This is a genomic window from Nocardioides zeae, from assembly GCF_010686755.1.
Taxonomy (GTDB): domain Bacteria; phylum Actinomycetota; class Actinomycetes; order Propionibacteriales; family Nocardioidaceae; genus Nocardioides; species Nocardioides zeae.
Genome location: NZ_JAAGXA010000005.1, coordinates 159,260 through 180,493, shown reverse-complemented (window position 1 = coordinate 180,493; position 21,234 = coordinate 159,260). Strand labels below are relative to the sequence as shown.

Sequence of the window (21,234 nt, the reverse complement as noted above, 5' to 3'; positions counted from 1 at the left end):
TCACACTGTGGCAGGTGCGGGCCACTTCCCTGCTGCACACCCTGCCGTCACTGCGCATTACGGTGAAAGAGCGTAGTACGACCGTCCTCTCCCACGTTCGCTCGCCACCTCCGAGCCCTAGGGTGACCGGTGTGGACCTGCGCACCCCGCACCGCCGCACCGAGGTCGCGATCGGCGGCGCGCGCGTCGCCGCCTCGGGCGTCGTCGTCGTGCTCCTGGTGCTGACGTACGTCGAGCGCATCGCCGCCGGCGACGGCAATCCGTTCAACTACTTCGGATACTTCACCAACCAGACGAACCTCCTGATGAGCGTGCTGTTGGGTCTCGCGGGCGTGCTGGTGCTCCTCGACCGACCGGCGCCGACGTGGCTGGCGGCCGCCCGCGGCGTCGCGACCGCCTGCCTCCTGGTCGTCGCCGTCATCTACAACACCCTCATCCCGGGCACGGGCACCGCTCCGGCGTGGGTCAGCGCGGTGCTCCACCTGGTCTTCCCGGCCGTCGCCCTGGCCGACTGGCTGCTCGTCGGTGACCGGCCCCGGCTCCGGTGGCGCTCCTGGTGGATCGTCCTGCCGTACCCCGTCGCCTGGCTGGCCGTCGTGCTCGTGCGCGGCGTGACGGACGGCTGGGTGCCCTACGGGTTCCTCCTGCCCGAGCGCGGTCTGGTGTCCCTCGTCGCGCACTGCGTCGTCCTGCTCGTGGCGCTCGTCGCGGCGGGTGCGGTCGTCTGGGCGGGCTCGCGGCTCCGGGGGACCTTGCTCCCCCGGAGCCCGCGGGCTCCGGCCTGACGCTCCGACGGCTGCCGACCCGTCAGACGGCCGCGCCCCCGTCGATGTCGACGTCACGGCGGTCGACGCCCGTGATGACGGCGTACGCAAGACCGGCGACGGCCGCACCGACCAGCGGTGCGACGACGAACAGCCACGACTGGCCCAGCGCTGCGGTGTCGAACCAGGCGACGCCCAGCGACCGCGCCGGGTTGACCGAGGTGTTGGTGACGGGGATCGAGACCAGGTGCACGGCGGTCAGGGTGAGGCCGATCGCCAGCGGTGTGAATCCGACCGGCGCGCGGCGGTCGGTGACCCCCAGGATCACGAACACGAAGACCGCCGTGAGCACGATCTCGGTCAGGGCGGCGGCCACGAGCGTGTAGCTCTCCGGCGAGCCCAGCGTCACGGCCGGGTTGAAGTGGCCGCCGGAGACGTGGCCGACGGCGTACGCCATCGTGAGGACCGCGAGCCCGAAGGCGAGCGCCACGCCCAGGTAGCCGACCTGCTCCCCCGCCAGCACGGCGGTGCCGCAGCCGGCCAGGACCAACCAGAAGGTGCCGACGGTCTCGGCGGCCAGGCGCGGACCGAGACGGATCGGGGCGCCCTCGGCGCGGGGGGACGTAGGGGGTCGGTCGGGCCTGTCGGCCCGGACGCTCGAACGGGTGGACGGCAGTTGGTCGCGCGGTGCAGCCGGTCCGTCACGCGCGGGCCCCTGGGAGGATGACCTCATGACCGTGCCCCTGGGAGTCGCGACCACCGCCGACGTCCGCGCCTGCGCCGCCGTGCTCGCCGAGGCGCTCGCCGACGACCCGGCCCTGCACCGTCTCGTGCCCGGCGACCACGACCGGCACAGCCGGGTGGCGGTCGTCTACGAGGGCGTCGTCCGCGCCGCCCTCGTGTCCGGCATCGTCGACGTCGCCCGTCGCGAGCCCGGCGGCCCCGTCATCGGCGTGGCCGTGTGGGAGGCACCGGATCGCCGCCCCGCACCCCTCGTCGGCCTGCGCGGGCTCCCCCGCACCGTCGGCGCCGTCGGGCTCCGCCACCTGCGGTCGGTGCGTGAGGAGAGCGCACGGTACGCCGCGGCGCGGCCCGCGACGCCGCACTGGTACCTCACCGACATCGCGGTCGGTGGCGCCGCCCGCGGGCTCGGCGTCGGCAGCGCGCTGCTGCGCCACCGGCTCGCGACGATCGACGCGGACGGGGCGGCGGCCTACCTCGAGGCGACGAGCCCGGTGAACCGACGGCTCTACGAGCGTCTCGGCTTCGCTCCGCTGGGGCGCATCGGCGGGCCGGGTGACGACGAGGGCCTGACCACGATGTGGCGGCCCGCCCAGGGCTGACCGCGCGCCTCCCGCGCGGCGGGCGGGGACCTGGCTACGGTCCTCCCGTGGTCGCTGCACGGGAGCTGGACCGGGTCACGGTGCGGGTGGCGGTCGACCGCTACCTCGACGGCGTCGCCCGGGCTGTCGCCGGCCACTCGCTCGCGGCCACCACGGCCTCCAACTACCGGCGGGACCTCGCCGAGTTCGTCGAGCTGGCCGGTCCCGACACCGTGCTCGACGACATCACCGGCGCGCAGCTCGACGACATCGTGCTGGCGTACGGCGCCCGCCCCGACGGGCGCTTCCGCGGCAACCGGGACGGCGGTGACGGCGGAAGCAGCGTCGTACCGACTCCCGGGGCGACGAAGACCCGCGGCGCCGGCGCGACCCGACGCTTCCAGTCCTCGGTGTCGCGGTTCTTCGAGCGGGCGACCAGGGAGCGCTGGGTCGAGGCCAACCCGGTGCTCGACGCGGAGGTGCGCGTCAAGCGGCCCCGCACCTCCGATCCCGCGCGCAAGGCCGTTCCCACGCCCGTCGCGAAGGCGCTCCTCGACGGCACGACGGCGACGCCGCCGGGCGCGGCGACCAAGCCCGGCGCCGACCGGGACCTCGGTCCGCGCGACGAGCTCATCTTCCGGTTGCTGCTCGAGACCGGTATCCGCGTCTCGGAGCTCTGCGGCATCGACCAGGCCGACATCGAGGAACGGATCGTCGGCGAGGGCTCCGGCGACGACTACGAGACCCAGACCTGGCTGCGCGTGCTCGGCAAGGGCAGCAAGGAGCGGTGGGTGCCCCTCTCCCCCGGCACCGTCGCCATGGTCGAGGCGTACGTCGCGGGTTCCCGCCCGACGCCCCAGCCGCGGACCGTGAAGGACCCGGAGACCGGCGAGCGGGTCGTCACCGTGGATGTCGAGGACGCCGAGCGCGCGCTGCTGCTCACCTGGCGCGGCCTCCGCATCCGCCCGCGCGACGTGCAGCTCATGGTGAAGCGCTCCTGCGACGCCCTCCCCCCGCGCCTGCGGCGGCGCGTGACGCCCCACGGCCTGCGCCACACCGCCGCGACCGTGCTCGTGCACCACGGCGTGCCCGTCAACGTCATCAAGGACCTTCTCGGCCACGCGTCGATCGCGACCACGGACGTCTACCTCGACACCGTGGCCGAGGAGCTCGTCGCCGCGGTGAACCGGCACCCGTTGACCTCGGGCGGATAGTCTGACCCAGGTCAGGTAATCTGGACGCCATGACCGTCGTCGACACCCTCCGCCGCTTCAACCGCACGTACACCCAGCGCGTCGGCGTGCTCGAGGAGTCGCACCTCGGCACGGGGCGCACGCTCGGGGCGTCGCGCCTGCTCTACGAGGTGGACGGCGAGGTGGGGTCGACCGTCGCCGAGCTCCGCGACCTGCTCGGTCTCGACTCCGGGTACGTCGCCCGCCTCCTCCGCGCGCTCGAGTCGGACGGCCTCGTCGCCACCGAGCCCGACCCCGCTGACCGGCGACGACGCCGCGTGGTGCTCACGGCTGCCGGCCGGGCCGCCCGCGCCGACCTCGACCACCGCTCCGAGGACCTGGCCGCACGGCTCGTCGCCCCGCTGACACCCCGGCAGCAGGCACGGCTCACCGACGCGCTCGCCACGGCCGAGCTCCTCGTGCGTGCGGCGACCGTCGAGCTCCACGAGGTCGACCCCGCGGACCCCTCCTCCGTCCGTGCCGCCCGCGCTGCCCTCGAGCAGTACGTCGCGGAGGTCGCTGCGCGTCTCCCCGGCGGCTTCGCGCCGAGCGGCCTCGACGCGGTCGAGCCCGGGTCGACGTGGGTCGTGGCCACGAGCGACGGCCGGCCCGCGGCGTACGGCGGGATCCGCCCCCTCGACCTGCCCGCCGGCGTCGCGGGCGACGGTCCGGCCGTCGAGGTGAAGCGGATGTGGGTCGACCCCGCGTGGCGCGGAGCCGGGCTGGGCGGCCGCATGCTGCGGCACCTCGAGGGCCTCGCCCGCGGCCAGGGAGCCGTGCGCGTCGCCCTCGACACCAACAGGGCGCTCGACGAGGCCGTCGCGCTCTACGACCGGGCGGGGTATGCGCGGGTCGAGCGCTACAACGACAACGCGGACGCCGAGCTGTTCTTCGCGAAGCGGCTCTGACGACCCTGGCCCGCGACGCGGATCAGCGCGGCGCCCAGACCCCGACGACGTAGCCGCCGCCGTCGTACGGCGCCCGGTCCCACGCCGCCCACCGCTCGGGCGGGGCCATCCCGGCCTCCGCGAAGGCGGCCTCGACGTCGGCCAGAGGGGTGGGCGGGCACCCGACCGGCAGGTGCGCGGCGTCGAGGCCGAACCCCGCGACGAGCAGACCCTCCGGTGCGACGTGGGCCGCCAGGGCTGCGGCGGTGGCCGTCAGCGTCCCGGGCTCGAGCAGCGGGAGCACGTTGCCCGCCACGACCACCACGTCGAAGCGCTCCCCCAGGTCTAGCGTCGCCAGGTCGGCCACGTGCCACTCGAGGTGCGGTGCGTCGCGGCGGGCGACCTCGACCATCGACGCGTCGACGTCGACCCCGACGACCGGGTGGCCCAGCTCGTGCAGGCGCACGGCCACCCGCCCCGTGCCGCACCCGGCGTCGAGCACCCGCGACGGCGGCGGGGCGAGCGCCGTCACCAGCGTCGCCTCGCCGTGCACGTCGTTCCCGGCGTCGGCCTGCTGCCGGAACCGGGCCGCGTACGCCGCGGCGTAGTCCTCCCCCGCCTGCGACCGTGCGACCTGCTCCCACCTCGTGACCATGGGTCGAGTCTCCCGCAGCCGGGCTACTTCCGGCCGCGCCCCCAGTTCAGGCCCCAGCCGAACGCCTGGTCCAGCTCGACCTGGTCCGCGCCGTACCGCACCTCGCGGCGGACCTGCAGCGACCCGCCCTCGTTGGTGAGCAGCGCGATCGCGCAGGCGCGGCGGTCGGCGGCGGGCTCGTCGAGCCGCACCTCGATCGGGGGTGCGCCCACCGGGTGCAGCGTCACCACGCCGTCCGCGGCCGCCCAGTTGGGGACGCCCTCGTAGATGAAGGCGTAGACGAGGATGCGCTTGATGTCGCCCAGCCGGTCGAGGTTGACGAACAGGTTCTCGCCGCCCTGCGCCGTGCCGGAGCGGTCGTCGCCGTCGAGCATGACCCACGGCGGACCGTCGATGCTGCCGAACGCGTTGCCCAGCGCCTGCACGCCGCCCTTGCGGCCGTCGCTCAGCTCCCACAGGCACCCGAGGTCGAGGTCCACGGCCCCGCTGCCGGCCGCGAAGGCCCGCTTGAGGAAGCCGCCCTTCGCGGGCGCGGCGCCCTGCGACCAGTTGAGGTTGATCCGCATGCGGCCGCCGGCACCCGCGCCCTTGGTGAGCGAGATGCTGGGCGCGGCCTTCGTGAGCGTGACCTTGGTGAGGTTCGGCCCGCCCGCCGGGCGGTGGCTCGGCGGCTGGTTCGGGGGCTGGTTCGGCGGCTGGCTCGGCTGCTGGGGGCGCTTGGTGTAGTCGACCATGCGGAGCGTCCTGCCCCGCGGGCGCGTGCGCGAACCCCTCCGCGCGGTGCGGATCCCGGGTGCGTTTGGACGGCGAGCCACGGGCAAGAGTGCGGGTCGGCCCGGGCGGTCCGGTCCACGCACGGAGGAGGAACCAGTGGTCGACCTGACGAAGCGCGCCGACACGGCGCAGGGCGCCATCATCTCGCTGCTGAAGCGGGAGGCGGACAAGGGCATCGACCTGGGCGAGATCACCGCCCGCGTCGTCGTCGCGATCGACTACTCGGCCTCCATGCAGGGGCGCTACGCCAACGGCGAGGTGCAGGACCTCGTGGAGCGCGTGCTCGCGCTCAGCCTCGCGGGCCTGGACGACGACGGCGACATCCAGGTGCACTTCTTCCACAACGACCCCTTCCCGCCGCAGGAGGTCGACAGCTCGAGCTACAGCGGCTTCGTCGACCGCTGGCGGTCGGGCAAGACGATGGGCGGCACCAACTACGCCGGGGTGATGAAGGCGATCCTGGCGGAGGCCGGTCACGGCAAGAAGGGGCTCGGCAAGCGCCTCTTCGGTCGGGGCAGCGCCCAGCCGGAGGGTCCGGTGGCCGTCCCGACGCTCGTGCTGTTCGTGACCGACGGCGAGCCGTTCGACAAGGACGCCACCAAGAAGCTCCTCGTCGAGGCGAGCGGCAAGCCGGTCTTCTGGCAGTTCCTCGGCCTGGGCTACTCGCCGCAGTTCCTGCAGGACCTCGACACCATGGGCGGCCGCGTCGTCGACAACGTCGGGCTCACGTCGATGCAGGACTCGAAGGCGACCGCGGACGAGACGTGGTTCCACGCGGTGCTCGAGGAGTACGTCACCAGCTGGGTGCCCGCCGCGCGCCAGGCCGGTCTCATCGCCTGAGCGGTTCCCCGGCCGGGCCGGCCCCGGGATCCGGGTCGGCCCGCCCACCGGTGAGCCCGACCGCGACGGCCAGCCCGGCCACGGCGGCCAGCCCCGCGACGACGAGGAGCGTCGTCGCCCAGCCGCGTGCGTCGTACACGTGGCCGGACGCCCAGCCGAGGACGGCGGTGCCGGCGAGCCACGAGAGCTGGTAGAGCGCCGTGGACTGGGCGCGCCCGGCACGGGCGAGCTGGCCCGAGAGGCTGCTCGTGACGGGGTGGGCGCAGAAGATCCCCACCGTGAAGACGGCCAGCCCCAGCACGAGCACCACGAGGTCGTCCGCGAGCAGCAGGGGCAGCGACACGAGCACGAGGGCGACCCCGGTGAGCGCGACGGGGACGGCCCCCAGCCGTCGGACCGCGGAGCCGCCGACACGGCTCGCCACGGTGCCGCAGAGGTACACGAGGAAGAGCAGGCTCACGAGCTGCTCCGGCACCCCGAACGGCGGCGCGGTCACGCGGAAGCCCAGGTAGTTGTAGACCGTCGCGAAGGCGCCCATGAGGCAGAACCCGGCGACGTACGTCGCGAGCAGCGCCCGGGTGCGCAGGTGATGCAGCACGCGTCGTACCGCCCGGTCCCCCGGCCGCCGGCCCGCGAACCCCCGGGGTGCGGGCACCACGCGCCAGAACACCACGGTCAGCACCGCGCAGAGGGCCGCCACCGCGAGCAGCCCGGCGCGCCAACCGACCCACTCCGAGACCGGTCCGGCGACGAGACGACCGACGATGCCGCCGATGGTGTTCCCCGCGATGTAGGTCGCGGCCGCCACCGGCACCTGGTCGCGCCGCACCTCCTCGTTGAGGTAGGCCATCGCGACCGCGGGCACGGCGCCGAGCGCGACGCCCGTCAGGGCCCGGAGGGCGACGACCGCCTCGAGCGACGGCATCAGCGGCGCGAGCAGGGAGAGCACCGTGGCCACCCCGAGCGACCACGTCATCGCGCGGGTGCGGCCGATCCGGTCGGAGACGGACGCCCACACGAGCACGGAGCACGCGAGCCCGGTGGTGGTCGCCGACACGGCGAGCGCCGCGGTGGCGGGCGGCACCGCGAGGTCGCGCGCCAGGGCCGGCAGCACCGCCTGCGCGTCGAAGATCTGCGCGAAGGTCGCGAAACCGGCGGCGAAGAGGGCGAGGACGAGCCGCTGGTAGTCCCCCGAGCCGCGCACGTGGCCCACCCAGGTGTGTCCGTCGTGCTGCACCGGCCGATCCTCTCGCAGGTCGGGAGCGGGCGCCGCCACCCCGTAGGTTGGTGGACATGAGCATCGACGTCCCCCTGCGGACCCTCAACGACGGCACGACGCTCCCGGCGATCGGCTTCGGCACCTATCCGCTGAAGGGCGAGGAGTGCGTCGCCGGTGTGCTCTCGGCGCTCGAGGTCGGCTACCGACTCATCGACACCGCCGTCAACTACGAGAACGAGGAGGCGGTCGGTGAGGCGCTGCGCCGCAGCGGCCTGCCCCGTGACGCCTACCAGGTGACGAGCAAGATCCCGGGCCGCGACCACGGGTACGACGACGCGATCGCCAGCGTCGAGGGCAGCCTCGCGCGGCTCGGCCTCGACCACCTCGACCTCCAGGTCATCCACTGGCCCAACCCGAGCCAGGGCAGGTTCGTCGAGGCGTGGCGTGCCCTCGTCGAGCTGCGCGAGCGCGGGCTCGTGCGGAGCATCGGCGTGTCCAACTTCACCGAGGCGCACCTCGAGGAGGCGATCGACGCCACCGGCGTCGCGCCCAGCGTCAACCAGGTGGAGATGCACCCCTACTTCCCGCAGACGGCCCTCCGGCAGGCGCACCGGCGCTGGGACGTCCTGACCGAGGCATGGAGCCCGCTGGCCCGCGTCGGCGACCTCGCCGTGGAGCCGGCCGTCACCGGGCCCGCGGAGCGCCTCGGCGTCGATCCCACCGCCGTGGTGCTGCGCTGGCACGTGCAGGTGGGCTCGGTGCCGATCCCGAAGTCGGCGTCGCCCGAGCGCCAGCGCTCCAACCTCGACGTGTTCGGCTTCGAGCTCACCGACGCGGAGGTCGAGGCGCTCACCGCGCTCGGGCGTCCCGACGGCCGCATCTTCGGCGCCGACCCCGACACGCACGAGGAGATGTGAGGGCCTCGCCCACGACGCCGTACCTCGCCGTCGACGGCGCGCGCCTCGACGCGAACGTCCGGCGCGTCCAGGCCGCCGCCGACCGTGCCGGGGTCCGCCTCCGCCCGCACGTCAAGACCCACAAGGTGCCCGCCATCGCGCGGCGCCAGCTCGACGCCGGAGCCGTGGGGATCACCGTCGCGACCGTCGGCGAGGCCGAGGTCTTCGTCGACCAGGGGTGCACGGACGTGCTCGTCGCCTACCCGGTGTTCCTCGACGCGGAGCGGGTACGCCGCGTGCTCGCCCTCGCCGACCGGGCGCGGGTGGTGATCGGGGTGGACTCCGTGGACGGTGCCCGGCGGGCCGCTCCGCTGACCGGCGCCGTCGGTGTGGCGGTGGAGGTCGACTCCGGTCACCACCGCAGCGGCATCGCGCCGGCGCAGGCCGGGGCCGTCGCGCTGGCCGCGGCCGACCTCGGCGTCGCGGTCGAGGGCGTCTTCACCTTCCCGGGCCACGCGTACGCGCCAGGGGCGGCGCCCGAGGTGGCGGCGCAGGAGGCGGCCGCGCTCCACGAGGCCGCGACGGTCGTCGTCGCCGCGGGCATCCCGTGCCCCGTGCGCAGCGGCGGGTCGACGCCGAGCCTGGCGGCGAGCCTCGACAGCGGGGCCGCCCGGCCGGGCGGCACACCGGCGGCCGACGAGCTGCGCCCCGGCGTGTACGTCTTCGGCGACGCCCAGCAGTGGGAGCTCGGCCACCACGCGGCCGAGGACATCGCCCTCGTGGCCGTCGGCACCGTCGTCAGCCACGCCGGCGGGCGGGCCGTGCTCGACGCGGGCTCGAAGACGTTGGGGGCGGACCGCGCGGCGTACGCCACCGGGTTCGGGCGCCTGCTCGACCACCCCGAGGCCCGCATCGTGCAGCTCTCCGAGCACCACGCCGTGGTGGACCTCGCCGGGGCGTCGCTCCCGGCCGTCGGCGAGCGGGTCCGGGTGGTGCCCAACCACGTCTGCGCCGCCGTGAACCTGGCCGACGAGCTCGTCGTCGACGGCGAGCGGGTTCCGGTCGCAGCGCGCGGGCGCAACACCTGACGTCGGAACCCTCCGCGGGCGGGACTCAGGAACGCCCCCTACGATCGCGGGCCATGAGTCCCCGCAGCCGCGCCTCCCGTCATGTCCTCGCCGTCGCCGCGCTCGTGGCCGTGCCGCTCCTGGCCGGGTGCGGCTCGGACGACGGAGGCTCGGACAGCTCCTCGGACCGCTCGTCGAAGGGCTCGTCCGCGAGCGCCTCGGACGGCTCCTCCGACGGCGCGGCGGGCACGTGCGAGTACCGGGAGACCGGTCAGGCCGCGCGCGACGTCGACCTGCCCCCGTCCGAGCCGATGGTCACCGCCGACACGAGCGCGACGATCGTGACCAGCAACGGGGACCTGAACGTCACCCTCTTCGGCGCCGACGCGCCCTGCACGGTCGGCTCGTTCGTCTCCCTGGCCGAGCAGGGGTTCTACGACGACACCCCGTGCCCGCGCATCACGACCATGCCCGGCTTCGAGCTCCTCCAGTGCGGCGACCCGACGGGCACCACCTCCGGTGGTCCGGGCTACGAGTTCGACGACGAGCTCTCGGGCGACGAGACCTACGACGCCGGCACCCTCGCCATGGCCAACGCCGGTCCGGGCACCAACGGCTCGCAGTTCTTCATCGTGTACGGCGACACCCAGCTCAGCCCCGACTACACCGTCTTCGGCACGGTGTCGGCCGACACCCTCTCCGTGATCGAGGAGATCGCGGCTGACGGCGACGACGGCAGCAACCCCGCGGGTGGCGGCGCCCCGGTGACGCCGATCGACATCGAGTCGGTCACGATCGGCTGACCCCGCTCCGCCACCCCTCCGGGCGTCATGCGTCGCGGCGCCTCGAGCGACCGCGCCGCATGACGTCCGTCGGTCGGCGCGCGTCCCGGCGGGTCTCGTGTCCGCCCGGCACCCCCTCTGCGGCGGCCACCGCGTCGAGCCGGCGCTCCAGCACCTCGAGGCGGCGGTCCGCCGCGGCGCGGTACGGCGCGAGCCAGCGGTCCACGGCCCCGAGCGGCGTCGGGTCCAGGGCGTAGATCCGTCGCGCTCCCTCGGCCCGCACACGCACCAGCCCGGCGTCGGCGAGGACCCCCAGGTGCTTGGAGACGCTGGGCTGAGCCGCGCCGGTGGCCGCGACGAGCTCGCCCACCGACCGCTCACCGGCGACGAGCTCGTCGAGCAACGCCCGCCGCGCGGGCTCGGCCAGCACGGCGAAGAGGTCCCGACCCATGCCGCCATATTCCCCGACGGGCATAGACGGGACAAGGAATCCCGATGGCCGCCACGGCCCACGGTTGAGCGGGATCCGGCCCGCGCCGCACGGACGGGGGCGGGGGGCCTGCGCCCTGCGCGCTTGATCCACCTGCTGGGGCGGGCACGGTGGGACCGGTCAACGCACGCGACACGGAAAGGCGGAAGCAGATGCTGACCCTCACCGAGAACGCCAGCACGATCGTCAAGGACATCACCGACGCGCAGCCGGAGGCTGCGGGCCTGCGGATCAGCAGCGAGAGCGCGACGGAGCCGGCGTTCGCCGTGTCCGTGGCGCCCGCGCCGGAGGAGGGCGACCAGGTGGTCGAGCAGAGCGGCGCGACCGTCTACCTCGACACCGACGCCGCCCAGCAGCTCGACGACAAGGTGCTCGACGCCGCGGTCGACGACCAGGGCGGGGTGCAGTTCGCCCTGGGGATGCGGGACTGAAGCCGGCTCATTCCCTCGTGTAACGCGGTGTCCGGGCTACTGGAGTGGTGGTCTACCACTTCCATGGACGCTCGGACACCGCGTTACAGCACGGCACGGCGGCCACCCTTCTCCTAGGGTGGCCGCCGTGACTGCTTCCAGCGTGTCCCTCCGCCACGACGAGGCCCGGGAGCGGGCGAGCCTGCTCGACGTCACCGCCTGCGAGGTGGAGCTCGACCTCGCCTCGTCCGAGGAGACCTTCGCCTCGCGCACCACCCTCCGCTTCACCAGCCGCGGCGGCGCGACCTTCGTCGACGTGAAGCCGCGCGAGCTGCGCGCCGCCACCCTCAACGGCACCCGGCTCGACCCCGGCGCCCTCGACCGCGGGCGGCTCCCGCTCGCCACCGACGCGGGTGAGAACGAGCTCGTCGTCGACGCCGTCATGGCGTTCCGCACGGACGGCGAGGGCCTGCACCACCACACCGACCCGGCCGACGGACGGCGGTACGTCTACGGCATGAGCTTCATGGACGCCGCGCCCAGCGTCTTCGCCTGCTTCGACCAGCCCGACCTCAAGGCGCCGTACACGTTCACGGTCCGCGCCCCGCGCGACTGGACGGTGACCGCCAACGCGCCCGGCCGTGCGGTCGAGCCCGGACTGTGGCGGTTCGACGAGTCGCAGCCGCTCTCGACGTACTTCGTCACCCTCGTCGCGGGGCCCTACCACCACCTGCGGGAGAGCCACGACGGCATCGGGCTCGGCCTCTCCTGCCGCCAGAGCATCGCGCGGCACCTCGAGGCGGACGCCGACGAGCTGTTCACCCTGACCCGGCAGTGCTTCGACGAGTTCCACCGGCTGTTCGGGATCCGCTATCCCTTCGGCGACTACCACCAGGCGTTCGTGCCCGAGTTCAACGCCGGCGCGATGGAGAACCCCGGGTGCGTGACGTTCCGCGATCCCCTCGTCTTCACGAGCCGGGTCACCCGCGGCACCCGGATCCAGCGCGCCACGACCGTCGCGCACGAGATGGCGCACCAGTGGTTCGGCAACCTCGTCACGCCGCAGTGGTGGGACGACCTGTGGCTCAACGAGTCGTTCGCGGAGTACATGGGCAACCGGGTCACCGCCGACGTCACCGAGTACGGCGACGCGTGGGTCCACAACGCCCACCGCCGCCGTCAGTGGGGCCTGGTCGCCGACCAGCGACCGACCACCCACCCGGTCGCCGGCAACGGCGCGACGGACGCCGCGGGGGCGCTGCAGGACTTCGACGGCATCTCCTACGCCAAGGGCTCGAGCGTGCTCAAGCAGCTCAACGCGACGCTCGGCGACGACGTCTTCCTCGCGGGCGCGGTCGACCACTTCACCCGCCACCGCTTCGGCAACGCGACCATGCACGACCTCGTCGGGTCGTGGGAGCGGGCGGGGGCCGGGGACCTGTCCGCTTTCGTGGACGGCTGGCTCCGCACCCCCGGCGTCGACGACCTGCGGCTCGACCGGGCGGCCGGTGCCGTGCTGCGGGTGCCGCCCGCCGAGCACCCCGCCGACCGCAGCCACACGGTCCGCATCGCGACCGCGGAGCCCGTCGGGGAGCCCGTCGGGGAGCCCGTCGGGGAGCGGGACGGGGAGTGGGACGTCCGCACGGCGACGCTGGCGGGACCCTCCACCCCGCTCGCCGTCGGCCCGGACACCGCGGTCGTCATCGACGCGTTCGAGGACTCGTGGTCGCGCTCCGCCCCCGATGCCGCGACCCTGGCCGCGCTCCCCCGCCTGCTGCGGGCCGGGGGCGACCCGATGCTGCGCGCCGGGGTCTGGAACAGCCTGCGCACCGGCGTGCACACCGGTGCCGTCTCCCCGGAGCAGGCGGCCGACGTCGTCGCGGCGGGGCTGGGCCCCGAGCAGGACGACGACGGCGTGACGGTCGTCGGCGGCTGGGCGCTCGGTCGGCTGCGGGCCGTCGTCGACGACCCCGCGGCACTGGACGCCCGCGTGCACGCCGCCGCCGGCGAGGTGCTGGCCCGGGCGACGCTGGGCAGCACCCTGCAGCTCGCCGCCTTCGGGCTGCAGGTGACGTCGAGCGCCGACGTCGCCGGGCTCCGCGGATGGCTCGCCGGCGACGGCCTCCCGGCGGGAGTGGAGCTCGACGAGGCCGTCCGCTGGCGCGTCCTGCTCCGCCTCGCCGTCCTCGGGGCCGTCGACGCGGCGTACCTGGACGAGCGGCTCGCCGAGGCGCCGACCGCGGTGGCGCGGGTCGAGCACGCCCGCGCCCGGGCAGCGCTGCCGACCGCCGGGGCGAAGGCCTGGGCGTGGCGCCGGTTCACCGGGGAGGACACGGCGGCCAACTACGAGGTGGAGGCCGCGGGCCTCGCGTTCTGGCAGCGCGGCCAGGAGGACCTGACCGAGCCGTACGTCGAGCGCTACCTCGCCGGCGTGCCCCGGCTCGGCGACGTGTTCTCGGGCTGGCTGCTCGGCGACGTCGTCGAGGCGTTCTTCCCCCTCACCGCGCGGCGGTCCGACGTGGTGGAGCGGGTCCGTGACCTGGCCGACCGGGCCGAGCTGCCCGGACCGGTCCGCCGGCGGTTGACCGACATGGTCGACGAGCTCGAGCGGCGGCTGTGAGCGCCGCCCGCGCCGCTGTCCCGGCGTGGGTGCGCAGAACTGTCGGTGGGCGAACCTAGGTTCGACGCGTGCGCATCCTCCACACCTCCGACTGGCACCTGGGCCGCTCGTTCCACCGAGCCGACCTGCTGGGCCACCAGGCGGCGTTCGTCGACCACCTCCTCGAGGTGGTCGTCAGCGAGGGCGTCGACCTCGTGGTCGTCGCGGGCGACGTCTACGACCGTGCCCTGCCGCCGGTGGACGCGGTGCGGCTCGCCGACGACGCGATCGCCCGGCTGGCCGCGACCCCGGCGCGTGTCGTCGTCTCGAGCGGCAACCACGACTCCGCGCGCCGGCTCGGCTTCGGCGCGCGGGTGATGGATGCCGCGGGGGTGCACGTGCGCACCGATCCCGCGGGCGTCGGTGTCCCGGTGCTCGTCGACGACCGGCACGGGCCCGTCGCCGTCCACGCGCTGCCCTACCTCGATCCCGACGCGGTCCGCGAGCCGTGGGGCCTCCCTGCCCGCTCCCACGAGGCCGCGCTGGGAGCCGCGATGCAGCGGGTGCGGGCCGACCTCTCCGGTCGGCCGGGCACCCGGTCGGTCGTCCTGGCCCATGCCTTCGTGGCGGGCGCCCAGCCGAGCGAGTCGGAGCGCGACATCGCCGTCGGCGGCGTGGACCGCGTGCCGACGAGCGTGTTCGACGGGGTGGACTACGTGGCGCTCGGCCACCTCCACTCCCCCCACGTGCTCGACGACCGGTTGCGGTACTCGGGGTCCCCGTTGGCCTACTCGTTCTCCGAGGCCGCCCAGACCAAGGGCTCCTGGTTGGTCGACCTCGCCGCCGACGGCAGCGTGCGCGCCGAGCTCGTGCCCGCCCCGGTGCCCCGTCCGCTGGCGCGGCTGCGGGGCACCCTCGAGGACCTGCTCGCGGATCCCACTCTCGCCGGTCACGAGGACGCCTGGGTGCAGGCCACGCTGACCGACCCCGTGCGCCCCCGGGGAGCCATGGAGCGGCTCCGCCGCCGGTTCCCCCACGCTCTCGTCCTCGGCTTCGAGTCGTCCGACCGGCCCGCGGGGCTGCCGCCGCGACCCACCGCCGGGCGCGGTGCCCACGACGTCACCCTCGACTTCGTCTCCTTCGTGCGCGGCACGGCCGCCGACACCGCGGAGGCGGCCCTGCTGGCGACCGCGTGCGAGGCGTGCACCGGCGACCGGGAGGCCGACCCCGTGGCGGGGCCCGTGGCGGGGCCCCTGGAGGGTCCCGTGGAGGTGGCCGGGTGAGGCTGCACCACCTGGAGATCACGGCGTTCGGCCCCTTCGCGGGCACGGTGGCGGTCGACCTCGACGCGCTGGCCGACGGCGGGTTGTTCCTGCTGTGCGGGCCCACCGGCGCCGGCAAGTCCAGCGTGCTCGACGCCATCTGCTTCGCGCTGTACGGCGCAGTGCCCGGCGAGCGCAACGGCGCCCGCCACCTGCGCAGCGACCAGGCGGCGCCCGAGGTCGCGCCCCGCGTCGTGCTGGAGGCGACCCTGTCGGGGCGCCGCTTCCGGTTCAGCCGCAGCCCCGCGTGGGAGCGGCCCAAGAAGCGGGGCGAGGGGCTGACGACCCAGCAGGCCACGGTGCTCGTGGAGGAGCGCGTCGACGGGTCCTGGAGCCACCTGACGGGGCGCATCGACGATGCCGGTCACCTCGTGGCGCGGCTCGTGGGGCTCAGCCTCACCCAGTTCTGCCAGGTCGTGCTCCTGCCCCAGGGCGAGTTCCAGCGCTTCCTCCGCGCGGGTGGCGACGACCGGCAGAAGCTGCTCCAGAGCATCTTCCGCACCGGTCGGTTCGGTGACGTCGAGAAGTGGCTCGCCGAGCACCGCCGCGTGCTGCGCCAGGAGTCGCTCGCGCTGCAGCGTCCGATCGCCGAGGCCGTCAACCGCATCAGCGAGGCGGCGGCGGTCCCGCTGCCCGCCGAGGCCCGGTTCGACGATCCCGCCGGTGGCGTCGGAGCGGACGAGCTCGAGGCCTGGGCGGCTGGGGCCGAGGCGGACGCCGCCGAGCGGTCCACCGCGACGGCCGCGGCGCTCGCACCGGCCGTCGCCGCCGCGGCCGCAGCGGCGGAGACCCTCCGCGCGGCGGAGGAGCGCGAGGTCGCCCGGCGCCGGCAGCAGCAGCTCGCCGGGCGTCACGAGACCCTGCTCGCCCGCGGGCCGGAGATGGACCTGCTGCGACGCCGGGTCGAGGAGGCGCGGCGCGCCGCGCCGGTCCTCGGTCTGGTGACCACGCGGGACCGTGCCGCGGAGACGGTGCGCGCCGCGGACACCGCCCTCGCCGCCGGTCTCCGGCGCCTCGGTCCCGTCGCTGCCGAGACCGCGGGCACGCTCGTGCTCACCCTCGACGACGTGGTGGACCCGCTCGTCCAGGCCGCGCTCGACGAGCCGGCCATCCGGGCCGCGCTGACGGACGTCCGGTCGCGCCGCGAGCGCTGCACCGACGCGGTCGCCCGCCAGGCCGAGCTCGCCGAGCTGGAGGCCGCCTGCGCCCGGGCATCGGCCGAGCTGGCCGAGCTCGAGCGCCGCAGCACCGAGCTCGACGAGGCCGCGACGACCCTGCCGGCACGCATCGGCCGGGTGCGGACCGCCCTGCGGGCCGACAGCGCCGCCGTGGAGGCCCGTCGTGCGGCGGAGCACCGGCGCTCCACCGCTGTGGTCGCGCTGGCCGCCGCGGATCGGGTCGAGAGGCTCGCGGGCGTGCTCGCCGAGGCCGAGGTCGCGCTCGTCGCGGCGCGCGAGGAGACCCAGGCCCGCCGGGAGCACTGGCTCGACCTGCGCGAGCGCCGCCTCGACGGGATGGCCGCCGAGATCGCCCTCGACCTGGCGGTCGGCGACGCCTGTCCCGTGTGCGGTTCCTGCGACCACCCCCACCCGGCCGCGGCCGGTGCGGACGCGCCCGACGCCGCAGCCGAGCGCCGTGCGCGACGGGCCGTCGACGACGCCGAGGCCCACCAGCAGGCGCGGGTGGACGCCGTGCGCGCCGCCGCCGAGAACCTGGCGCGGGCGCGCGAGGCCGCCCAGGGCACCGACGTCGCCGGGTGGCGCACGGTCGTCGCCGACCTCGACGCGATGCTGGCCGACCTCACCGCGCAGCTCGGGGGTCTCGCCGACCGGGAGGCCGAGCTGGCGGACCTCGAGGCGCGCCAGCAGGCGCTGGCCGACGACCGTCGCGCGCTCGCCGACCGCACGGCCACGCTGACGGCCGAGCTGCAGCAGCACGCCGTGCGCAGCGGTGAGCTCGCCCGGGTCGTCGGTCGTGTCCGGGCCGTCGAGGGCCAGGAGCCCGCAGCGGCCCTCGCGACGTTGACCGCCACGACCGAGCAGTGGGAGCACGTGCTGGCGGCGCGGATCGACCGCGACCGGGCAGAGGTGCACCTCGCCGAGACCCAGGAGCTGGCGCTCGCCGAGGCGAAGGAGCACGGGTTCGACGACCTCGACGCCGTCACGGCGGCGGGGCTCCCCCACGCCGAGCTCGCCGCCCTCGAGCAGCAGCTGCGGCGCCACGACGAGGAGGTCGCCTCGACCCGGGAGCAGCTGGCCGACCCGCTCCTCGTCGCCGCGTCGTCCGCTGCGCCGGCCGATCTCGACCGGCTCCGTGACGCGGCCGAGGAGACGGCGCGCGAGGCCGGCGAGCTCCGCACGCGCCACGACGTGGCCGGGAGCCGCCACCACCGTCTGCGGGCGCTGGTCGCCGACCTCCGTGCAGCGCTCACGGCGTGGGTCCCGGTCCGCGAGCAGCACGACGTCGCCGACCGGGTCGCGACCCTGGCCTCCGGCCGCTCGGCGGACAACCGCCTGAGGCTCGGGCTCGCGGCGTACGTGGTGTCCTGGCGACTGGGGCAGGTGGTCGCTGCGGCCAACCAGCGCCTGGCGCCGATGACGGCGGCGCGCTACACCCTCGAGCAGGAGGCGGGGGTGCTCCGCCTCCTCGTGCGCGACGAGTGGAGCGGCGAGCTGCGGGACCCGGCCACGCTCTCGGGCGGCGAGACCTTCCTCGTGTCCCTGGCCCTGGCGCTCGGCCTGGCCGACGTCGTCGCCGGCGAGTCGGCCGCTGACGGCGAGGGAAGCGACCTGGAGACGCTGTTCGTCGACGAGGGCTTCGGCTCGCTCGACGCGGAGACCCTCGACGACGTCATGGACACGCTCGACGAGCTCCGTGAGGGGGGACGCGTGGTCGGCGTCGTGAGCCACGTCAGCGAGCTGCGCACGCGCATCCCGACCCAGCTGCAGGTCGCGCCGTCCCGCTCCGGGTCACGATTGAGCATCGTCCACGCCGACGGCTGAGGCGCGAGCCCGGTGCGGTGGCGCGGTGGTCTAGGTTCGGTCGCATGAGCGGTCTCGGCATCGACGCGTCATTCCTCGACCTCCCGTTCCGGCACCTCGCGGACGTCGCCCTCGGCCGCGCGGCCGACCTGGGGGTCACCCACGCGGACTTCCGGTTCGAGCGGGTGCGCTACCAGGACCTGCACGTGCGCGACGGCTCCCTGCTCGGCACGCAGGACAGCTCGGACGTCGGGTTCGCCGTCCGGGTCGTCCACGGCGGTGCGTGGGGCTTCGCCTCGGGCGTCGTGCTGACCGAGGCGGAGGCCCGCCACGTCGCGGAGCGGGCCGTCGAGGTCGCACGGGTCGCGGCGTCGATGACGACGGTGCCCGTCGAGCTGGCCGACGAGCCGGTCTACCCCGACGTGTCGTGGACCTCGCCCCACGAGATCGACCCCCTCGAGGTGCCGGTCGCCGAGAAGGTCGCCCTGCTCGTCGACTTCACGGAGCGCCTCCGGGCGCACGACGTGGTCGGCCACGCCACCGCCGGGCTCCGGCAGGTGCGGGAGAACAAGTTCTACGCCGACCTCGCGGGCACCCGCACCACCCAGCAGCGCGTGCGGCTCATGCCCGAGGTCACCGCGATGGGCGCCGACGCGGAGCGGGGCGTCTTCGACTCGATGACGTCGATCGCACCACCGGTGGGACGCGGCTGGGAGTACCTGGTCGGCGGGCCCGGCGGCGGAGGGTGGGACTGGGACACGGAGCTGGCCGAGCTGCCCGGGCTCCTGGCCGAGAAGCTCCGCGCCCCCAGCGTGGAGGCCGGCACCTACGACCTCGTCATCCACCCCTCGAACCTGTGGCTCACGATCCACGAGTCGATCGGCCACGCGACCGAGCTCGACCGTGCGCTCGGCTACGAGGCGAACTACGCGGGCACGAGCTTCGCCACCTACGACCAGCTGGGGTCGCTGCAGTACGGCTCGCCCGTCATGAACGTCACCGGCGACCGCACCGCGCCCCACGGCCTGGCCTCGATCGGTTGGGACGACGAGGGGGTCGCCACCCAGTCGTGGGACATCGTCAAGGACGGCGTGCTCGTCGGCTACCAGCTCGACCGGGTGATGGGCCGTCAGAAGCCCGAGCTCAACGACGGCCGGTCCAACGGCTGTGCCTACGCCGACTCGCCCGGCCACATCCCCATCCAGCGGATGGCCAACGTCTCGCTGCAGCCCGACCCCGAGGGCCCCAGCACCGAGGGGCTGATCGAGCGCGTGGAGCGCGGCATCTACGTCGTCGGCGACAAGTCGTGGTCGATCGACATGCAGCGCTACAACTTCCAGTTCACCGGCCAGCGCTTCTACAAGATCGAGGACGGCCGCCTGGCCGGCCAGCTGCGCGACGTCGCCTACCAGGCGACGACCACCGACTTCTGGGGCTCCATGGAGGCCGTCGGCGGTCCTGAGACCTACGTGCTGGGAGGCGCGTTCAACTGCGGCAAGGCCCAGCCCGGCCAGGTCGCGTCGGTGAGCCACGGCTGCCCCACGGCACTGTTCCGCGGCGTACGGATCCTCAACACCGGAGAGGAGGCGGGCAAGTGACCACCTCGCCCACCCCCCAGGAGCTCGTCGAGCGGGCCCTCGAGGCCAGCCGGAGCGACGACGCGGTCGTCATCGTCCGCACCACGTCGAGCGCGAACCTGCGCTGGGCCAACAACACGTTGACCACCAACGGCGAGATGAGCGGCGTCCAGGTCTCGGTGCTCGCCTTCGACCGCCGCAGCGACGGCGTGGCCGTCGGCTCGGTGACCAGCGCGGCAAGCGACCTCGCGCAGGTGCTCGCCCTCGTCGAGCTGGCCGACACGGCCGCGCAGGCGGCGGACGTCGCCGACGACGCCGCCGACCTCGTCAGCGGCGGCGCCTCCCCCGACTGGTCGGAACCGCCGGCCCGCACCTCCATCGGGGTGTACGACGCGGTCGCGCCCGCGCTCGGCACCGCGTTCGGCACCGCCGGGGGCGGTGGGCGGGTGCTCTACGGCTTCGTCGACCACGAGGTCGCGACGGTCTACGTCGGCTCCACCACCGGGTTGCGGCTGCGGCACGTGCAGCCGACCGGACACTGGGCGTGCACGGCCAAGCCGACGTCGCTCGACCAGAGCGCCTGGGTCGGCGGCGCCACCCGCGACTTCGCCGACGTCGACCCCGTCGCGTTCGAGGCCGAGCTCACCCGCCGTCTCGGCTGGGGCAGCCGTCGGGTCGACCTGCCCGCGGGTCGCTACGACACCGTGCTCCCCCCGACGTCGACGGCCGACCTCATGATCTACCTGCTGTGGATCTCGGGGGCGCTCGACGCCCACGACGGCCAGTCGGTCTGGAGCCGCCCCGGCGGTGGCACCCGCGTCGGCGAGCAGGTCGCCGCGCCCGGCGTCCGGCTGCACTCGGCACCCGCGTACCCCGGGCTCGAGTCCGTCCCCTTCGTCCACACCACCGCGTCGAGCGAGAGCGCCTCGGTGTTCGACAACGGCCTGCCGATCGTGCCCACCGACTGGATCCGCGACGGGGTGCTCACCTCGCTGCTGACGAGCCGGCACTCGGCGCGCGTCACGGGTCTCCCCGTCAACCCGGCGCCCGACAACCTGGTGCTCGACGTCGCCGGCGGTGCCGGCACGACCGAGGACCTCGTCGCCGGCACCGAGCGGGGCCTCCTCGTCACGTCGCTCTGGTACATCCGCGTCGTCGACCCGCAGTCGATGCTGCTCACGGGCCTCACCCGCGACGGCGTCTACCTCGTCGAGGGCGGCGAGATCACCGGCCTGGTCACCAACTTCCGCTTCAACGAGAGCCCGGTCGACCTGCTCAACCGGTTCAGCCACGCGGGTGCGACCGACCTCAGCTTCAGCCGGGAGTGGGGCGACTACTTCTCGCGCACCGCCACCCCCGCGCTGCGCATCCCCGACTTCAACATGTCGAGCGTGTCCCAGGCGCAGTAGCCACGCCT

19 protein-coding genes are annotated in these 21,234 nt (G+C 74.8%); 14 read left to right on the top strand and 5 right to left on the bottom strand.

Annotated elements, in window-relative coordinates; translation table 11 throughout:
* Positions 1–131 precede the first annotated feature (131 nt).
* Positions 132–785: a Pr6Pr family membrane protein gene (locus G3T38_RS08985; protein ID WP_163771954.1), complete on the top strand. Its 654-nt coding sequence runs from the start codon at positions 132–134 to the stop codon at positions 783–785.
* 22 nt (positions 786–807) lie between these two features.
* On the opposite strand, the gene G3T38_RS08980 is transcribed toward G3T38_RS08985, so the two are convergent.
* Complete coding sequence (locus tag G3T38_RS08980) at positions 808–1,497, bottom strand: aquaporin (RefSeq protein ID WP_174267775.1); 690 nt, start codon at positions 1,495–1,497, stop codon at positions 808–810.
* Between G3T38_RS08980 and G3T38_RS08975 the strand changes: the two genes are divergently transcribed.
* Genes G3T38_RS08975 through G3T38_RS08965 form a run of 3 tightly spaced genes read left to right on the top strand, consistent with a single transcriptional unit; the run spans position 1,496 to position 4,226 of the window.
* Entirely contained in the window at positions 1,496–2,107 is a 612-nt protein-coding gene (locus tag G3T38_RS08975) for a GNAT family N-acetyltransferase (RefSeq protein ID WP_163771953.1), read from the top strand. The two genes, G3T38_RS08980 and G3T38_RS08975, sit on opposite strands and share 2 nt — an antisense overlap.
* Positions 2,108–2,154: 47 nt before the next feature.
* Positions 2,155–3,300 (top strand): tyrosine-type recombinase/integrase, encoded by a 1,146-nt coding sequence (locus G3T38_RS22205; protein WP_163771952.1) that lies wholly within the window; start codon positions 2,155–2,157, stop codon positions 3,298–3,300.
* 29 nt (positions 3,301–3,329) lie between these two features.
* Positions 3,330–4,226: a helix-turn-helix domain-containing GNAT family N-acetyltransferase gene (locus G3T38_RS08965; RefSeq protein WP_163771951.1), complete on the top strand. Its 897-nt coding sequence runs from the start codon at positions 3,330–3,332 to the stop codon at positions 4,224–4,226.
* 22 nt (positions 4,227–4,248) lie between these two features.
* Here the strand turns inward: G3T38_RS08965 and G3T38_RS08960 are convergent, their stop codons facing one another.
* Positions 4,249–4,860: a class I SAM-dependent methyltransferase gene (locus G3T38_RS08960; protein ID WP_163771950.1), complete on the bottom strand. Its 612-nt coding sequence runs from the start codon at positions 4,858–4,860 to the stop codon at positions 4,249–4,251.
* 23 nt (positions 4,861–4,883) lie between these two features.
* Positions 4,884–5,594 carry a TerD family protein gene (locus G3T38_RS08955; protein WP_163771949.1) on the bottom strand — a complete coding sequence of 237 codons (711 nt, stop codon included), beginning with the start codon at positions 5,592–5,594 and terminating at the stop codon, positions 4,884–4,886.
* Positions 5,595–5,730: 136 nt separating this feature from the next.
* On the opposite strand from G3T38_RS08955, the gene G3T38_RS08950 reads away from it, so the two are divergent.
* On the top strand, positions 5,731–6,474 hold the full coding sequence (locus G3T38_RS08950; protein ID WP_163771948.1) for a VWA domain-containing protein: 744 nt from the start codon (positions 5,731–5,733) through the stop codon (positions 6,472–6,474).
* Here G3T38_RS08950 and G3T38_RS08945 read toward each other — a convergent pair.
* The gene (locus tag G3T38_RS08945; protein WP_163771947.1) at positions 6,464–7,711 is read right to left on the bottom strand and encodes an MFS transporter; all 1,248 of its coding nucleotides are present in this window, start codon (positions 7,709–7,711) and stop codon (positions 6,464–6,466) included. The two genes, G3T38_RS08950 and G3T38_RS08945, sit on opposite strands and share 11 nt — an antisense overlap.
* Before the next feature lie 56 nt (positions 7,712–7,767).
* Here G3T38_RS08945 and G3T38_RS08940 point away from each other — a divergent pair, with 56 nt between their 5' ends.
* Genes G3T38_RS08940 through G3T38_RS08930 form a run of 3 tightly spaced genes read left to right on the top strand, consistent with a single transcriptional unit; the run spans position 7,768 to position 10,459 of the window.
* A complete protein-coding gene (locus tag G3T38_RS08940; RefSeq protein WP_163771946.1) occupies positions 7,768–8,610 on the top strand; it encodes an aldo/keto reductase in 843 nt (280 codons plus the stop codon).
* Complete coding sequence (locus G3T38_RS22600) at positions 8,607–9,677, top strand: alanine racemase (protein ID WP_163771945.1); 1,071 nt, start codon at positions 8,607–8,609, stop codon at positions 9,675–9,677. The genes G3T38_RS08940 and G3T38_RS22600 overlap by 4 nt, the downstream gene beginning before the upstream one ends.
* A gap of 53 nt (positions 9,678–9,730) precedes the next feature.
* Entirely contained in the window at positions 9,731–10,459 is a 729-nt protein-coding gene (locus G3T38_RS08930) for a peptidylprolyl isomerase (RefSeq protein ID WP_163771944.1), read from the top strand.
* A gap of 25 nt (positions 10,460–10,484) precedes the next feature.
* On the opposite strand, the gene G3T38_RS08925 is transcribed toward G3T38_RS08930, so the two are convergent.
* Positions 10,485–10,889 (bottom strand): ArsR/SmtB family transcription factor, encoded by a 405-nt coding sequence (locus G3T38_RS08925; protein WP_163771943.1) that lies wholly within the window; start codon positions 10,887–10,889, stop codon positions 10,485–10,487.
* Positions 10,890–11,080: 191 nt separating this feature from the next.
* On the opposite strand from G3T38_RS08925, the gene G3T38_RS08920 reads away from it, so the two are divergent.
* From G3T38_RS08920 to G3T38_RS22190, 6 genes are all read left to right on the top strand, one after another.
* Complete coding sequence (locus G3T38_RS08920) at positions 11,081–11,359, top strand: Fe-S cluster assembly protein HesB (protein ID WP_163771942.1); 279 nt, start codon at positions 11,081–11,083, stop codon at positions 11,357–11,359.
* A gap of 127 nt (positions 11,360–11,486) precedes the next feature.
* The gene (gene pepN / locus G3T38_RS08915; protein ID WP_163771941.1) at positions 11,487–13,958 is read left to right on the top strand and encodes an aminopeptidase N; all 2,472 of its coding nucleotides are present in this window, start codon (positions 11,487–11,489) and stop codon (positions 13,956–13,958) included.
* A gap of 68 nt (positions 13,959–14,026) precedes the next feature.
* Positions 14,027–15,220, top strand: a complete 1,194-nt coding sequence (locus tag G3T38_RS22595) for an exonuclease SbcCD subunit D C-terminal domain-containing protein (RefSeq protein WP_163771940.1) — start codon at positions 14,027–14,029, stop codon at positions 15,218–15,220.
* The gene (locus G3T38_RS08905; protein WP_163771939.1) at positions 15,217–18,261 is read left to right on the top strand and encodes an AAA family ATPase; all 3,045 of its coding nucleotides are present in this window, start codon (positions 15,217–15,219) and stop codon (positions 18,259–18,261) included. The genes G3T38_RS22595 and G3T38_RS08905 overlap by 4 nt, the downstream gene beginning before the upstream one ends.
* A 44-nt stretch (positions 18,262–18,305) precedes the next feature.
* Positions 18,306–19,838, top strand: coding sequence for a TldD/PmbA family protein (locus G3T38_RS08900; RefSeq protein ID WP_163771938.1), 1,533 nt, complete (start codon positions 18,306–18,308; stop codon positions 19,836–19,838).
* Positions 19,835–21,226: a metallopeptidase TldD-related protein gene (locus G3T38_RS22190; protein ID WP_163771937.1), complete on the top strand. Its 1,392-nt coding sequence runs from the start codon at positions 19,835–19,837 to the stop codon at positions 21,224–21,226. Before G3T38_RS08900 ends, G3T38_RS22190 begins: the two co-directional genes overlap by 4 nt.
* Positions 21,227–21,234 lie beyond the last annotated feature (8 nt).